We start from the raw sequence: 15,237 nt of genomic DNA, 5'->3' as shown, positions 1-15,237 counted from the left end.
GCCGCCGGCCCGTGGGATCAGTCCCGCGTCACGCGCAGCACTTCCTCGCGGCTGGTGATGCCCGCCGCGATGAGCCGCTCGCCATCCTCCCGCATCAGCGCCATGCCATCGGCCAGCGCGGCGGTGCGGATGTCGGCCTCGGAGGCCTGGTTGTGGATCTGGGCGCGGATCGCGTCCGTGGTCACCAGCAGCTCGAACACGCCGGTGCGGCCGGTGTAGCCCGTCTGGCCGCAGTGCTCGCAGCCTGCCCCATGGCAATGGCTGCAGTATTTGCGCACCAGGCGCTGGGCCAGCACGCCCAGCAGCGAGGACGACAGCAGGAACGGCTCCACGCCCATGTCGGTCAGGCGCGTCACGGCGCTGGCCGCGTCGTTGGTGTGCAGCGTGGCCAGCACCAAATGGCCTGTCAGCGAGGCCTGGATGGCGATTTGCGCGGTCTCGAAGTCGCGGATTTCGCCGATCATGATGATGTCCGGGTCCTGGCGCAGGATGGCGCGCAGGGCCTTGGCGAAGGTCAGCTCGATCTTGCTGTTGACCTGGGTCTGGCCCACGCCGGGCAGCTCGTACTCGATGGGGTCTTCCACCGTCATGATGTTGTTGCGCGTGGCATCGAGCCGGCCCAGCGCCGCATACAGCGTGGTGGTCTTGCCCGAGCCCGTGGGGCCCGTCACCAGGATGATGCCGTGTGGCTGGCTGATGAGGCCCTCAAAGCGGCGCAGGGTGTCGCCCTGCATGCCCACGGCTTCCAGGCTCAGCTTGCTCTCGCTCTTGTCCAGCAGGCGCAGCACGGCGCGCTCGCCATGGGCGCTGGGCAGCGTGGACACGCGCACGTCGATGGCGCGGGTACCCAGGCGCAGGCTGATGCGGCCGTCCTGCGGCAGGCGTTTCTCAGAGATGTCCAGGTCGGCCATGATCTTCAGGCGCGAGATCAGGGCGGCGTGCAGCGCGCGGTTGGGCTGCACCACCTCGCGCAGCGTGCCGTCCACGCGAAAACGCACGCTGGAATGGCGCTCGTAGGGCTCGATGTGGATGTCGCTCGCGCCGTCGCGCGCGGCCTGCGTGAGCAGGGCGTTGAGCATGCGGATGATGGGCGCGTCGCCAGCCGATTCCAGCAGGTCTTCCACGGCGGGCAGTTCCTGCATCATGCGCGAGAGGTCGGCGTCGCTCTCGACCTCGCTCACCACCGTGGCGGCGCTCGATTCGCTGTGCGAATACACGGCACTGATGCGCTGGGCCAGGGCCGGGGCGTCCAGCGGCAGCAGCTGCTGCACAGGGTGCTTGCGCAGCACTTCGGACAGCGCTCCCGCGTCGGGGCTGGGGCCATGCCACAGCACCAGCTGGTGGCCGTCGTCCTCCAGCAGCAGCTGGGCCGTGCGGGCAAAGGCGTAGGGTAGGGGGTGGCGCATGGGGGCTCGGTCCTCAGAGCGCCTGGGCCGCCACCGTGGCGTTCAAGGCCGTCTGGCTGCGCACCGTGGCCGCAGCCGCCTGGGCGGCGTCTTCCGTGGCGAACGGGCCTACGCGCACGCGGGTGGCTTTGCCCCGGTTGGTTTCCACCGCCTGCAGGGACAGCGGCAGCGCGGAGTCGCGCAGCTTGGCCATCGCGCTCCTGGACTGGGCGTCCTGGCCCATCACGCCGACGTTCACGTAGTACAGGGGCACCGGCACCTTGGCCATGGGCGTGGCGGCGGTGCCGGGCTGGGCCGGGGCGCTGCTTTGTGGGGCCGTGGCGGGGTTGACTGGCTGGGGCGCGGGCACCGGGGTCAGCTGCTGCTGCTGTTGCTGCTGCAGGGGCGCCGGCATGGCGGCGGGGGCGGTGCGTTCGGGTGCCACGGGCAGTGCGGGCAGCACCGGGGCCCCCGATACCGTACCCATCATCAGGCTAGGGGCGGGCTGGGTGGCGTGCTGCAGCGCCCGGATGGCTTCGTAGCGGTCCACCACCAGGGCGTCGCTGGTCGCGTTGTCGCGCACCACGATGGGGCGCAGGAAGATCATCAGGTTGGTCTTGCGGCGCGAGCGGTTCTCGCTCTTGAACAGGTTGCCCACCACGGGCAGGTCGCCCATCACGGGCACCTTGTCTTCGCCCTGCGAGTAGGTGTCCTCCAGCAGGCCGCCGATGACGATGATGCTGCCGTCGTCCACCACCACGTTCGATTCGACCGCACGCTTGCTGGTGGTGGGGCCGGTGGCGTTGGACAGGGTGGAGCGGTCGATCTTGGAGATCTCCTGGTAGATCGCCATTTTCACGGTGCCGTTCTCGCCGATCTGCGGGCGCACCTTGAGCATCAGGCCCACGTCCTTGCGCTCCACGGTGTTGAACGGGTTCACGGTGCCGCTGTTGCCGGTGTTCGCATACGAGCCCGTGACGAAGGGCACGTTGTCGCCGATGAGGATGCGCGCCTCCTCGTTGTCCAGCGTCATCAGGTTGGGGGTGGACAACACGTTGGCGTCGCCGCTGTTCTGCAGGAAGTTGGCCAGCGCGCCCAGGTAGTACTGGCCGTTGATGCGCGGCGCGAGCGCCAGGTTCAGGCCCCCGCCCAGGCCGCCCGCGGCGGTGGCGATGCTGCTGGCACTGCCCGAGGCCAGCGCGGCGGTCAGCCCCAGGATGTTGGCGCCGGCCGCGCCGGAGTTGGTGCCGATCACACCCACCGTGCCGTCCCCCTGCTTGCCCAGGATGCCCTGCCACTGGATGCCGAATTGCGCCACTTTGTTGGCCGACACCTCCACGATCAGACTTTCCACCAGCACCTGCGCGCGGCGGCCGTCGAGCTTGTCGATGACGGTGCGCAGCTGGCGGTACAGCGGCTCGGGCGCCGTGATGATGAGCGAGTTGGTTGTCGGGTCGGCCTGGATCTGGCCGCCGGTGGAGGGCTGGTTGTTGTTGGTGCTGCTGGTGCCCATGCTGGAGCTGCCAGAGCCCAGGCCGGAGTTGCTGCCGCCCCCGGACAGGCTGCTGCCCGTGGACAGCATGCTGCCGCTGTTGTTGCCACCGCCCACGCCTGCGCTGGGCGCCGCCGGTGCGGCGCTTGCGCCCGCGCCGCCGCCACCCGTGTTGCCGCTGCCGCCCATGGCCGCCATGGCGGCGCGCAGGGTGGTGGCCAGCTTGGTGGCGTCGGCATTCTTCAGGTAGACCACGTGGATGTTGCCGGTGGCCGCACTGCTGCCGGGCGCGGGCGCCTGGTCGAGCTGCGCCACCAGCGCGCGCACCTGGGCCACGCGGGCCGGGTTGGCCGCGCGCAGGATCAGCGCGTTGCTGCGCGGCTCGGCGATCAGCGTGGTCTTGAACGAGGTGTCGGTCTGGCCCTGTGCGCCTGGCGCGCCGGGGGTGGCGCCGCTGCCGCCATCGATCAGGCGCGCCACCAGCGGCGCGAGGTCGGTGGCGACGGCGTTGCGCAGAGGGATCACTTCCACGTCGCTGGCGTTGGAGACATCCATGGCCGCCACGATGCGCGCCAGGCGCTGCAGGTTGTCGGCGTAGTCGGTGATCACCAGCGAGTTGTTGCCAGGGTTCACGTTGATGGTGTTGTTGGGGCTGATCAGCGGGCGCAGCACGGGCACGAGGTTGGCCGCGTTCTCGAAGTTGAGCTTGAAGATCTGCGTGACGATCTGCCCGCCCCCGGGCGCGCTGCCGGCGTTGCCCTGCACCACGCTCACGCTGCCGCCCTGCAGCTTGGCGTCGGCCTCGGGCACCACCTTGTACAGGCCTGCGGCCTCCACCACCGTGAAGCCCTGCAGGCGCAGCGCGGCCAGGAACTGCTGGAAGGCGGCGGCGGGTGTCACGGCCCGTTCGGTGACCAGGTTGAGCTGGCCCTTGACGCGGGGATCGACCACCACGTTGCGGCCGGTGATGGTGGCCATGGTGCGCGCCACCGCCTCGATCTCGGCATTGGCGAAGTTCAGCGTGACCGGTTCGCCAGAGCGCACGCTGCCGGTGCTGGTGTCAATGGCGGTCTGCGCAATGATCTGGCCGCCAGCGCAGGTCAGTAAAGCGCTGAATGCTATTGTTTTGAGAGCAAAACCCGGGCGGTGCGAAAACAAGGAAGTCATAGGTTCAACCCACGGTGATGATGGAGCGCGCGCCGCTGCGCCGTCCGATGATGTTCAGGAGATTGGACAGGGCGGCCTCGCGCTCGGGGGTGGCGCTGGCCTCGCCCGCAAACCGCAGGCGCTGGCCCACCCACTGGCCGGTGCCGCTGAGCTGCAGGTGGCCGTCGAGCGTGCTGAGCGTGAGCGCGGGCACCTCGCCGCCCGCCAGCAGCAGCCGGTAGCTGCCCATGGGCCGCAGGGTGGACAGGCGCGAGGACATGGCCCGCGCATCCATCTGGGCCTGGCCCTCCAGCACCATGCGGCCCGCGGTCCAGCTGAAGGCCAGGCCGCGCGTCTGCAGCGTGAGCTGGCCTTGGGGCTGCAAGGTGTTCCAGGGAGTCCCGAGCCCGGCCAGGATGGCGGCGGGCCACTGGCTTTGGCCATCGGCCAGGGTCAGCCGGGGGCCGGCCCAGCGGGCCTGTGCGTGCAGCTGCAGGGGCTCGGGCGTGCAGCAGCTCGCATGCAGCTGGGCGCGCAGGCCGGCGAGGCCGGGGCGCAACCGCCACTCCACCCTGCCAGGCAGGGCCGCACGGTCCTGGCTCGCCGCGCCGCCGGTCAGCACCAGCTGGGCCGAGCCGGTCCAGACCGTGCCGCGCGCCTGCAGCAGTTGCACCTGGCCATTGGTGGCGCGGGCCAGGCCCCGCGCCAGCCAGTGCGCTGGCGCGAAGGCCAGCACGGCGGGCAGCACGCCGGCCACGGCGCCCGCCAGCGCCCAGCCCCAGGCGGAGCGCGGGGCACGGACGGGAGGCTTGCGGGTGCGGGTGCTGGTGGCCACGGTAAGGGAATATCTGTCTGTCTGTCTGTCTGTCGGCTGGTCTGTCTGGCGGGCCGTGTCAGCGCTGGGCTGGCAGGGCGAGGACCAGCGTGCCGTCCCAGCGTGGCATGGCCGAGGCCGGAGCGCCCAGGACGGCGGGTGCCGCGGTGCCCGGGGGAGGGGCGGCCGGGGCGCTGCGGGCCAGCCGCGCCTCCACCGGCGTGGCCCGTGCGTTGCTGCGCGCCTGGGCCAGCCACTGGCCCAGGGCGTCGGCGGGCGCGCCCTTGAGCGTCACCGTGGCGCGGTCGCCCACCACATTGAGCTGGGCGGTGTTGCCCAGGCGCTGGGTCAGGGCGGTGCGCAGCGCGCCCACCGCGTCGCCGGTGCTGGTGCGCGGGGCGGATTGCAGCTGCTGGGCCTCGGCCTGCAGGCCCTGCATGTGCTGAAGCTGCGTGTCGAGCGCGGCATGGCGGGCGGGCGCGGTCCGCAGCGTGGACAGGGCGGGGGCCACGGCCACCCACCACAGCAGGGCGAGGGCGATCAGGCCGCCCGCGGCCAGGACCAGTGTTTGTTCGCGGGGTGCCAGCGCCTGCCAGCGGTCCCGCAGCGCGGTGGTGTTGCGTGTCATGGGGTGCCTTGCGCATGGGGCCGTGGGCCGCCTTCGGCGGCGCTCATCAGCAGGCTGCCGTCTTCCAGCCGCACCCGGTAGCCCGCGGCTTCCAGGCGGGCGCTGAGCGCGGGTTCCTCGTCGGGGGCCAGCGCCACGCCGCGCAGGCGCAGCTCGCCGGGGGTGTATTCGATGCCGGTGGGCTGTCGGCCGCTGGGCAGGGCGGTGCCCGCGGCGGCCAGCAGGGGCTCCAGGTCGCGCGCCGAGACGCTGCCGGCGGCCTGCCGCAGCTGCGCCAGCTCGCGCTCCATCTGCACGGGGGCATCCACCACCACCTGCACCTTGGGGAAGGTCTGGGTCAGCGTGGCGCGCACCGCGGCCTGCTTGGCCGCCAGCGCCTGGCGCTCCTGCCAGGCCCAGGCGTTGAGTCCCACCAGATGGGCCGCGGCAAGCAGCCCGGCACCCCACCGCGCCGCGCGCCACTGGGGGGCGTACAGCAGTGCGCTGGCCACGCTGCCCGCCTTGCGCAGCGCGCGCGTGCGTCCCGTGCTGGCCAGATCGAACTGGGCCAGGTCCCAGTCGCCGCGCGCGGCTTCCAGCGCCCGCTGGCTGGCCGTGTGCAGCGCCGCGCGCTGGCCCAGGGTGCGTTCCGCGAGGGCCGCCACGGCGGGCTCGGCGCGCACGACGGGAGCGTCGCCGTCCTCGCCGGAAGCCGCCTGGGCGGGCATGCCCGCGCGGGCCAGCGCCATGGCCATGTTCGACAGGGGCAGCACGGCCACGCCGTGGTCCGCGCCCTGGCCCGTCAGGACCACGCAGGCGTCCTCGGGCGTGCCCAGCACGCACAGTTCGGGGCGGCCGCTGGCGGTCGGGCCGGGGGCGAACTCGGGCACCACGCGCGCCACGCGGCGGCCCGCGGCCTCCAGCGCCTGCAGGTTCTCGCGCAGCCAGGCGCGGTCGCACACGGCCACCCACACGGGTTCGCCGGGGTGCGCCGCGGGCTGGATCGCGAAGTGCAGCTGGGAGGCATCGTCAAGCACGCGGTCTTCGAGCAGCCCCTCCAGAACGGACCGCAGGCGCGGTGTCTGCTGCCCGGCGCCCAGGGGCAGGCCGGGGGGCAGCTGCACCTTCTGCCACGACAGCGCCCGCGCGGGCACCACGGCCACGACCTCGCCGCCAGGGCGCGTGGGCTCGGGCAGCAGCGCCGCCGGGGCGCTGGCATGTCGGATGGCGGTGTGGCCGTCCGCCGTCAGCGTGTAGCTGTACTCGGTGGCGGGGCCCGGGCGGGCGGGCGGCAGGAAAAGGATGAGGGTGCTCATGGACGGGTTTTGCGGGCCATTTTAGGGGGCGGGCTTGACAGTGCAGGGCCCAACCCGCGGATGTGTTGCGGATGTGTTGCGTCTCAGCGCGGAGGCTGCGGCGCGGCCCCGGTGTTTTCGCGGTCAAAAGCGCCGCGTTCGCGCCACAGCGTGGTCACCTCGATACCCTGTTTGCGCACCAGCGACCGCTCGTCCACCATCGCATCGCCCAGGCGCAGGCGGCCCCGCACCTCGAAGTAGGAGGAGGCCACCGCATGGGCGCCTTCATTGATGTCGATGTTCGCGCCCAGCAGGTCGCGCACTTCGCTCAGGGTGCGGAAATGCCGTGCCTCGCGGACCTGCAGGATCTTCTGGGCGCTGGCCATGTCCAGGCCGTCGATGGCGGCCAGCAGCACGTCGATGTCGGCGGTGTTGATGTTGACCGGGGTGCGCACGGGCAGCAACGCCACGTGCGGGGTCAGGTGGACGACGGTGGCGGGAGCCAGGCCCAGCCAGCCCAGCTGGGACACGGTGGGTGGCATCAGTGGCGCCGTACTGCTGTCGCTGCCCGTTGTGGCCTGTGCCTGCCGCAGGGCCTGCGCGAGCAGGCCGAGCTCCTGCTGCGGCAGCCCCAGGCGTTCGAACAGCCGCGTGAACTGCCGCATCGCCACGGCCTGCTCGGGCCCGGTGGCCGCCAGGTTCATGAGGTTCATGCGGCCTTGCATGTCCGAGATCTGCCCCGACAGGAAGGCCTCGGTGGTGTCGGTGCTGGCGTCGTCCACCTGGCTCACGTTCTTGTCCGCCGCGAGAAAGGTCGACAGCCGCGCCTCCTGCAGCGGCACGGCCCAGGGCTCGGCCAGGTGGTCGGCGCCGCCCGAGCGGCCATCCTCGCGCAGGATCAGGCGCGACCAGTCGAGCGCGCCGACCAGGATCCAGGTGGACTGCACGCGGCCGCGCTCGGCCGTCTCGACCTCCACCGCGCGCCACTGCTGCCACATGGCCGCGGCCGCGAAGGTGGCCACCAGCGTGACGGTGAGCATGGCCAGCAGCAAAGCGGCCCCCCGTGAGGCGCTGCGCGCCTTCCCTCTCTCTCGCTGCGCGGGAGGGAGACGCATCCGGTGGCCCGGCAAAGCCGGTTCCACGGGGGCACTGGCGTTGGCCGTGCCAGCGTCATGGGTGCGTGGTGCGCGGCGCCTCACGACCTGCCTCCGCCCAGCACCGGGTTCACCCAGTCGCGCGTGAGGCGCCCGACCAGGGCCTGGCCTGGCGGCAGGGTGATCTGCAGGCGCACGCCGTCGGGGATGGCCGCCGCGCCGCTCGCGCTGGCGCCGCTGCTGGAGAGCGGGTTGGACCAGGCGCCGCCCCGGTAGTAGAAGATCTGCCAGTCCGCCAGCGGCAGCAGCGTCATCTCGTGGCGCCGCTCGGCCTCGCCCGGCGTGCGCGCCCATTGCGCCGCCAGCTGCCAGGCCTCCTGCCATTGGGCGCGCGTGCGCACCGGGGGAGACTGCCAGCGCATCCACTGGCCCTCGCCCTGGGCGCCCCGGCGTGTCCAGGCCACCACCAGGGCGCCTTCGTCGGGCACGGCGCTGCTGCGCCGCGTCAGGCGCAGCACCTGGCCGTCCCAGTCGAGCGGCGTGGTGTTGGCGATCGGCGTGAGCGCATCCAGGTCCGTGCCCCATTGGCCCAGCGCCGCCTGCAGCACCAGCATTTCATCCGCCCGCTGGCGCGTGATCTCCTGCGCCCGCACCATGCCATCGAGCCCGCGCCAGCTCAGGATGGCCAGCAGGCTCATCACCGCAATCGCCAGCAGCAGTTCGACCAAGGTGAAGCCACCGTGAGTGCGACATGACGGGTTCCTTCTGACATGCGGCCGCGCATCGCCGGAGGCCGTGGAACCTGGCGCGCCCCAACGCCAGTGCCACCTTGGAACTGGCTTTGCCAGGCCACGGGTGGCGTCCCCCTGGGGGGAAGGCGCGAAGCGACTCAGGGGGGGCATCTGGTCAATACCTTCCAATGATGGTCGAGATGCGCAGGATGGAGTTGTCGCCATCCAGCACCTGCGCGTCCACGCGGCGAAAGCTCGGGTTGGGCGTGGGGCGCACGCTCACGGCGACGGTGAGCGTGCGCCCCGCCTGTTCGCAGGCGAGCGTGCTGTCGCCCACGCTGGGCATCTGGCGCGACAGGCGGGTGTACACGAGCTCGTTCTCGGCGCACAGCTGGGCCAGCACGATGTCCGACTGGCGCAGCGCGTTGCGGGTGAGCGCGGTGGTGGCCTGCAGGCCCGCCATGAGGGCGATGGCGACGATGCCCAGCGCCACCAGCACTTCCACCAGCGTGAAGCCGCGCTGCGGCGCGCTGCGTCGATCCGGGCGCGGACGGCTGCTCACTGGACCGGCTCGACGGTGAAGGGGCGCACGCCATCGGTGGCGACGCGCAGCGCGCGTTCGGGATGGGCGTGGTGGGTGATCAGCACCTGCTGCGGGCCGATGAGCGGCTCCGGTCCCAGCACCAGCACGGTGGGGGCGCGCGCCGTGGTGCCCGCATCCAGCCACTGGCTGGGCAGCGCCTGCTGCGCGCTGGGCGGCAGCCCTTCGAAGCGGAACCCGCGTGCCTCGGTGCGCCAGCGCACGGGCATGCCGCCGGCGCGCGACTGCGCGCGCGCGGATTCCAGCAATGCCGCCAGCCGGGCCGCCTCGCGCTCGATCAGCGTCTGCCCGCTGTCGCGCATCGCCACGCCCACGCCCGCCGTGGCGAGCGCGATGATGCTGATGACCACCAGCAGCTCCAGCAGCGTGAAGCCCCCCTGGGCCGCTGCGCGGCGTCCCCGCAGAGGGGCCGGGCCACCGGTGGCCCGGCCAGGCCGGTTCCACGGCATCCCCGGCCTGGGGCGCGCCAGTGTCATGGGGCGGGGGTGCACGGCGAAGGGCCGGCCCTCATTGCCAACTGCCAATATCGGCATCCTTGCCTTCGCCGCCGGACTGGCCATCGGCGCCGAACGACATCACGTCGATCTCGCCCTTGATGCCGGGGTTCAGGTACTGGTACGGGCGGCCCCAGGGGTCGTTGGGCAGTTTTTCGAGGTACAGCTTCCAGTTGTTGGGCACCGGGCCCGAGGTGGGCTTGACGATCAGCGACGGCAGGCCCTGCTCGGCCGTGGGGTAGCGCTGGTTGTCCAGGCGGTACAGCTTGAGCGCCTGCATGATGTTGGTGATGTCGGTGCGGGCTGCCGTCACGCGGGCGTCGTCGGCACGCTCGAGCACATTGGGCACGATGAGGGCGGCCAGCACGCCGATGATGACGAGCACCACCATCAGCTCGATGAGGGTGAAGCCCCGGGAGAGGCTGCGGCGGGCGGAGCGCAAGAGGAAGGGGAGGGAAGTGTTCACTGCTGGCGGTCTCTCGGATGGTCGGATCGCGTGAATCATAATCCCCGCATGGTGACCAATTCACACAGCAAATGGGGCGTGCGCCTGGGGACCCTGGCGCTCTGGGCCGCGGCGGGCGCCAGCGTGGTCTTCTGGGGCCTGCGCCTGTCGGCGCCGGCGGGCGGCATCGTCGCGCCCGCGGTGTTGCCAGCGCCGGTGGCGCCCGACGCGCAGGCGCTGGCCCGCCTCCTCGGGGCGGTGGCGTCCCCGGCGGGCGCTGCGCCCGCGCCCGCTGCGCCCACGCTGGCCAGCCGGTTCGCGCTGATCGGGGTGCTCTCGGGCCGCAGCAGCGGCGGCGGTGCCGCGCTGATCGCGGTGGACGGCAAGCCGGCCAGGCCCTTCCGCGTGGGCGCGGCGGTGGACGAGGGGCTGGTGCTGCAGGCGCTGGGACCGCGCCAGGCGCAACTGGGCGCCGAGGTGGGAGGCGCCGCCACGCTCACGCTGGACATGCCCCTGAAGCGCTGACCCGGCGCGTGGCGGGCGCAGGCGCCCGCCAGGGCCTCCATTCTCAGATGCCCCGGTGGGCCATGTCCCACTCGCCCCAGCCCGGCGCGGCAAGGGGCCATTCTTCGGAGCGCGGCAGCTCGCCCCCACGTGCCTGCAGCCAGGCCACGCAGCGGATCACGCCGGCATGGGTGATCCAGGCCACATCCCGTGCGGTTTCTTCTGCGGGCGGGAGGGAATGCAGCGCGGCTGCCACGCGCTCCAGCATGGCCGCCAGGCTTTCACCATTCCCGGGGCGGTAGCTGGCGAACGCGGCCGTCCAGGCGTCGATGTCGGAGCGGGCGATGGCATCCCAGGCCAGCCCTTCCCAGCTGCCAAAGTCCATTTCGCGCAGGCGGGCGTCGGGTTTGGGTATCAAATCAGGCCGCAGCGCTTGCAGTTCCATCGCAAGCTGCTCACATCTTTGTAGCGTGGAGTGGAACACCTGGATCCCGGGTGGCAGGGTGGCGGCCAGGCGTTCCGCGGCGGCGCGGGTGGCGGCGGGGTCGGCGGGGACGTCCAGCGCGCCGTAGCAGATGCCGGGCGCCACCCGCGGCTGGGCATGGCGCACCAGCCAGAGGCGGGCGCCGCGCTGCGGTCGGGCCACGGGCTTCACATCCAGCGCAGGGCCAGCGCCGCGCCCAGGTAGAAGCCGATTTCGCTGACCTGCTGCGTGGCGCCCAGGCAATCCCCCGTGAACCCCCGCAGCCGGCGCGCAAACCAGCGGGCCATCCAGGCGGCGGCGAGTGCGCTCAGCACAATGGCTGCTATTAAATATGTAGCTGATTGCGCTTTCCAGACAAGCGCCAGCGGCACAAAACACCATGAAAATGCCGTCGCCAGCGCAGTGCCCGAGATCTGGTCGGCCAGCGGCTTGCTTTTGGAGCGGGCGGTGTCCCCCACATGCGGCAGGCTGCGCACGATGAGCAGGGGCCAGAAACGCGACACCACATGCGCCCCCGCCAGCGCGGCCACGGCGGCCAGCAGGCTGTGGGAGCCCAGCAGCGCCAGCACGCTGAGCTTGGCCAGCAGCGCCAGCACCAGGGCCATGGCACCGAACGCGCCGATGCGCGAGTCCTTCATGATGTCCAGCGCCCGCTCGCGGTCGGCACTGCCGCCCAGGCCGTCGGCCACATCGGCCAGGCCGTCCTCGTGGAAGCCGCCGGTCATCAGCACCGTGGCGATGGTGCAGAACACGGCGGCCACGGCCGGTGCCAGCGGATTGGGCGCCAGCGCCCAGTGCAGCGCGGCATAGACGCCCGCCGCGAGCAGCGCCGCCAACCAGCCAATGCCCGGAAAGTGCGCCGCGCTGGCGCGCAGCATGGCGGGGCTGTAGCCCACCCACTGCGCCAGCCGCCCGGTCACCGGGATGCGCGTGAAGAACTGCACGGCCAGCAGGTAGTGGCGCAGGGCTTGCATGGACGGGCGGAGGAGGCTATGTCAGATTTGATAGCTGCCAGCGCTGGTTGGATAAGCGCTGGAGGCCGGTTCGACCCATATCCTGGTCACTTGGAACGCAGGAACAGCCGGTAGGCCGGGTTCAGCGTCTCTTCCACGTATGGGTAGCCCAGCGTGGCCAGGAAGGCGTCGAACGTGGCGGTGTCCTCGGGCGGCACCTGCATGCCCACGAGGATGCGGCCGTAGTCGGCGCCCTGGTTGCGGTAGTGGAACAGGCTGATGTTCCAGGTCGGCTGCATCAGGCTCAGGAACTTGAGCAGCGCGCCCGGCCGCTCGGGGAAGGTGAAGCGCATCAGCCGCTCGTCCTGCGCCAGCGCCGAATGGCCGCCCACCAGGTGGCGCAGGTGTTCCTTGGCCAGTTCGTCGTGGGTCAGGTCCAGCGCCTCGAAGCCGTGGCGGCCGAAGTTCCGGGCGATCTTGTCCGATTCGCCCTTGCCGTTGGTGGTCAGGCCCACGAACACATGGGCCTGGGCGGCGTCGCTGATGCGGTAGTTGAACTCGGTCACGTTGCGCGCGCCGCCGGGCAGGTCGCCCACCACCTCGCAAAAGCGCCGGAAACTGCCGCGTTCCTCGGGGATGGTCACGGCGAACAGCGCCTCGCGCTCCTCGCCCACCTCGGCGCGCTCGGCCACGAAGCGCAGGCGGTCGAAGTTCATGTTGGCGCCGCACAGGATGGCGGCGTAGGTCTCGCCCCGGGTCTTGTTCTCGGCCACGTACTGTTTGATGGCGGCCACGGCCAGGGCCCCCGCGGGCTCGACGATGCTGCGCGTGTCCACGAAGATGTCCTTGATGGCGGCGCAGACGGCGTCGGTGTCCACGGTGATGAAGCCGTCCACCAGGCCGCTGTGGGTGATGCGGAAGGTTTCCTCGCCCACGAGCTTGACGGCCGTGCCGTCCGAGAACAGGCCCACATCGGGCAGCGTGACGCGCTGGTGCGCGTTGACCGACTGGATCATCGCGTCCGAGTCGTTCATCTGCACGCCGATCACCTTGATCTCGGGCCGCACGGCCTTGATGTAGTTGGCCACGCCAGAGATGAGCCCGCCGCCGCCGATGGCCACGAACACGGCATCGAGCTGGTTGCTGCCCAGGCTTTGCAGCTGGCGCAGGATCTCCATGGCGATGGTGCCCTGGCCCGCGATCACGTCCGGGTCGTCGAACGGGTGCACGAAGGTCAGGCCCTGTTCCTTTTCAAGCGTCACCGAGTGGCCGTAGGCGTCGGAATAGCTCTCGCCAAACAGCACGACCTCGCCACCCAGCGTCTTCACGGCATCGATCTTGAGCTGCGGCGTGGTGGTTGGCATCACGATGACCGCGCGGGCGCCCAGCTTGTGGGCGCTCATGGCCACGCCCTGCGCGTGGTTGCCGGCCGAGGCACAGATCACTCCGCGCGCGAGCTGCTCGGGCGTGAGGTGCGCCATCTTGTTGTAGGCGCCGCGCAGCTTGAAGCTGAACACCGCCTGCTGGTCCTCGCGCTTCAAGAGCACCTTGTTGTGCAGGCGGCGGCTGAGGTTCTTGGCGGGCTCCAGGGCCGACTCCACCGCCACGTCGTACACGCGGGCGGTCAGGATTTTCTTCAGGTAGTCGGCGGGGGTGAGGTGCTGGGTCATGGCGGGAGCTGGTGGGGCCGCCGCTGGACAGCGGCGGGGGCCACATCATAGGGCGTCGGTTTCCGGCCTGGCCCGGACGCCACACGGGCGGCGCGCGGCCGGACCGGCCAAAAAAAAGCCCCGGGCCGTGAGGCCTGGGGCTAATCCATCCTTTGAGGAGATGGAGGAGACAATCGGTGCGGGGCAAGTACCGGATTCCGGACTTCTTGCCGCCTGCCGTTTCCTTTTTGTTCGAAACCGGCAGCGCATGGGCGAAGTTTAGCGCGAGTCTTGTTGCGATGCAGCAAAATTCGCATCAAATTCTTTTCGTTTCGGTTTTCCGTGCGAAAAAAACCACGTGTCACACAGGAGAAACACAAATGGAATGCACAGTCAGTTGGACAGGAGGGGCAGGAACACGCTCCGGCATGGGCTTTGTGGCCGAAACCGGCAGCGGCCATGTCCTGGCCATGGATGGCGCCCCCGATGCCGCCAACCCCGCCAATGGCGGGCAGAACCTGGCGCCCCGGCCCATGGAGACAGTGCTGGCAGGAACGGGTGGCTGCACCGCCTATGACGTGGTCCTGATCCTCAAGCGGGGCCGCCACGACGTGCGCGGCTGCAGCGTCAAGCTCACCACCGAGCGTGCCCAGACCGACCCCAAGGTGTTCACCAAGATCCACATGCATTTCACCGTGACGGGCAAGGGGATTCCCGCCTCGGCGGTGGAGCGCGCCATTGCCATGAGCCACGACAAATACTGCTCGGCCAGCATCATGCTCGGCAAGACCGCCGAGATCACCACCGGCTTCGAGGTGATCGAGGCCTGACGGCCGCCCCGAACCGCGGCGGGCGCCCGGGCAGCACGCACTTTCCCGGTGCAGGGCTCCGGGGGCACGGTCAGATGTAGTGCGCCGTGGTGGTCATCACCTTGGCGGCCGCCCTCATCGCGGCGCGGGCGGGTGCCGGCAGCTGCAGCGCACCGGAGGCCCGCGCCTGCGCCGCGTGGCGCTCCTCGTCGTCCTTCATCCGGGCCACCACGGCCCGGGAGGCCAGGTCCTGCTCGGGAAGCCGCGCAAGGTGGCCCTGCAAATGCGCCGCCACTTGGTTTTCCGTCTCCGCCACGAACCCCAGGCTGGCCCGGTCGCTCACCTTGGCCGCTACCAGGCCCAGCGCGAAGGCGCCCGCGAACCACAGCGGATTGAGCAGGCTGGGGCGTGCTCCCAGGGCCTCCAGGCGCCCGCGCGTCCAGGCCAGATGGTCTGTTTCTTCCCGGGCGGCCTCCAGCAAGTGCACGCGCAGCCCGGCATCGCGTGTGACCGCGGCCTGCGCCGTGTAGAGGGCTTGCGCACAGACTTCACCCACGTGATTGACCCGCATCAATGCCCCCGCCAGCTTCTTCTGGGCGGGGTCGAGGTCGGCTTCCGCGATGCCCAGGGCGGGCGTGGGCTCGCAGGCCCGGGGGGGCGCGAAAAGCGTGCGCAGGGCGTTGTCAGCGGCGGTCAGCAAGGGGTCCATGGCAGCTTTCAGGATGGCAAGGGGC

General features: G+C 71.1%; 16 protein-coding genes. 2 read left to right on the top strand and 14 right to left on the bottom strand.

Annotated elements, in window-relative coordinates; translation table 11 throughout:
- Positions 1-17 precede the first annotated feature (17 nt).
- The 10 genes from AC1RVY_RS04775 to gspG all read right to left on the bottom strand — a co-directional run bounded on the left by AC1RVY_RS04775 (position 18) and on the right by gspG (position 10,164).
- Complete coding sequence (locus AC1RVY_RS04775; RefSeq protein WP_218340433.1) at positions 18-1,406, bottom strand: GspE/PulE family protein; 1,389 nt, start codon at positions 1,404-1,406, stop codon at positions 18-20.
- A gap of 13 nt (positions 1,407-1,419) precedes the next feature.
- The gene (gene gspD, locus AC1RVY_RS04770) at positions 1,420-4,044 is read right to left on the bottom strand and encodes a type II secretion system secretin GspD (RefSeq protein WP_492805545.1); all 2,625 of its coding nucleotides are present in this window, start codon (positions 4,042-4,044) and stop codon (positions 1,420-1,422) included.
- A gap of 4 nt (positions 4,045-4,048) precedes the next feature.
- Positions 4,049-4,858, bottom strand: coding sequence for a type II secretion system protein N (gene gspN / locus AC1RVY_RS04765; protein ID WP_492254634.1), 810 nt, complete (start codon positions 4,856-4,858; stop codon positions 4,049-4,051).
- 58 nt (positions 4,859-4,916) lie between these two features.
- Positions 4,917-5,465, bottom strand: a complete 549-nt coding sequence (locus tag AC1RVY_RS04760; protein ID WP_218293308.1) for a type II secretion system protein M — start codon at positions 5,463-5,465, stop codon at positions 4,917-4,919.
- Positions 5,462-6,760 (bottom strand): type II secretion system protein GspL, encoded by a 1,299-nt coding sequence (gspL, locus tag AC1RVY_RS04755; RefSeq protein WP_218293309.1) that lies wholly within the window; start codon positions 6,758-6,760, stop codon positions 5,462-5,464. Before gspL ends, AC1RVY_RS04760 begins: the two co-directional genes overlap by 4 nt.
- Positions 6,761-6,843: 83 nt before the next feature.
- Positions 6,844-7,854, bottom strand: coding sequence for a type II secretion system minor pseudopilin GspK (gene gspK / locus AC1RVY_RS04750; protein WP_492805544.1), 1,011 nt, complete (start codon positions 7,852-7,854; stop codon positions 6,844-6,846).
- A gap of 80 nt (positions 7,855-7,934) precedes the next feature.
- Entirely contained in the window at positions 7,935-8,561 is a 627-nt protein-coding gene (locus AC1RVY_RS04745; RefSeq protein ID WP_218293311.1) for a PulJ/GspJ family protein, read from the bottom strand.
- A 178-nt stretch (positions 8,562-8,739) separates the two neighbouring features.
- On the bottom strand, positions 8,740-9,126 hold the full coding sequence (gene gspI / locus AC1RVY_RS04740) for a type II secretion system minor pseudopilin GspI (protein ID WP_218293312.1): 387 nt from the start codon (positions 9,124-9,126) through the stop codon (positions 8,740-8,742).
- On the bottom strand, positions 9,123-9,641 hold the full coding sequence (locus tag AC1RVY_RS04735) for a prepilin-type N-terminal cleavage/methylation domain-containing protein (RefSeq protein ID WP_255591235.1): 519 nt from the start codon (positions 9,639-9,641) through the stop codon (positions 9,123-9,125). The genes gspI and AC1RVY_RS04735 overlap by 4 nt, the downstream gene beginning before the upstream one ends.
- A gap of 31 nt (positions 9,642-9,672) precedes the next feature.
- The gene (gene gspG, locus AC1RVY_RS04730) at positions 9,673-10,164 is read right to left on the bottom strand and encodes a type II secretion system major pseudopilin GspG (RefSeq protein WP_370627810.1); all 492 of its coding nucleotides are present in this window, start codon (positions 10,162-10,164) and stop codon (positions 9,673-9,675) included.
- A gap of 9 nt (positions 10,165-10,173) precedes the next feature.
- Here gspG and AC1RVY_RS04725 point away from each other — a divergent pair, with 9 nt between their 5' ends.
- Positions 10,174-10,629, top strand: coding sequence for a type II secretion system protein N (locus AC1RVY_RS04725; RefSeq protein ID WP_492805542.1), 456 nt, complete (start codon positions 10,174-10,176; stop codon positions 10,627-10,629).
- 43 nt (positions 10,630-10,672) lie between these two features.
- Here AC1RVY_RS04725 and AC1RVY_RS04720 read toward each other — a convergent pair whose 3' ends face one another.
- From AC1RVY_RS04720 to ilvA, 3 genes are all read right to left on the bottom strand, one after another.
- A complete protein-coding gene (locus AC1RVY_RS04720) occupies positions 10,673-11,263 on the bottom strand; it encodes a histidine phosphatase family protein (RefSeq protein WP_492805541.1) in 591 nt (196 codons plus the stop codon).
- Complete coding sequence (gene cobS / locus AC1RVY_RS04715) at positions 11,260-12,066, bottom strand: adenosylcobinamide-GDP ribazoletransferase (protein ID WP_218340428.1); 807 nt, start codon at positions 12,064-12,066, stop codon at positions 11,260-11,262. Before cobS ends, AC1RVY_RS04720 begins: the two co-directional genes overlap by 4 nt.
- A gap of 86 nt (positions 12,067-12,152) precedes the next feature.
- Positions 12,153-13,715, bottom strand: coding sequence for a threonine ammonia-lyase, biosynthetic (gene ilvA / locus AC1RVY_RS04710; protein WP_492805540.1), 1,563 nt, complete (start codon positions 13,713-13,715; stop codon positions 12,153-12,155).
- 359 nt (positions 13,716-14,074) lie between these two features.
- Here ilvA and AC1RVY_RS04705 point away from each other — a divergent pair, with 359 nt between their 5' ends.
- On the top strand, positions 14,075-14,524 hold the full coding sequence (locus AC1RVY_RS04705) for an OsmC family protein (protein WP_369641440.1): 450 nt from the start codon (positions 14,075-14,077) through the stop codon (positions 14,522-14,524).
- Between the two features lie 70 nt (positions 14,525-14,594).
- On the opposite strand, the gene coq7 is transcribed toward AC1RVY_RS04705, so the two are convergent.
- Complete coding sequence (gene coq7 / locus AC1RVY_RS04700) at positions 14,595-15,212, bottom strand: 2-polyprenyl-3-methyl-6-methoxy-1,4-benzoquinone monooxygenase (protein WP_369641441.1); 618 nt, start codon at positions 15,210-15,212, stop codon at positions 14,595-14,597.
- Positions 15,213-15,237 lie beyond the last annotated feature (25 nt).

This window comes from Acidovorax sp. GW821-FHT11A03 (assembly GCF_058809075.1).
The sequence above is the reverse complement of the archived record's forward strand: the minus strand, read 5'-3'. Positions and strand labels throughout refer to the sequence as shown.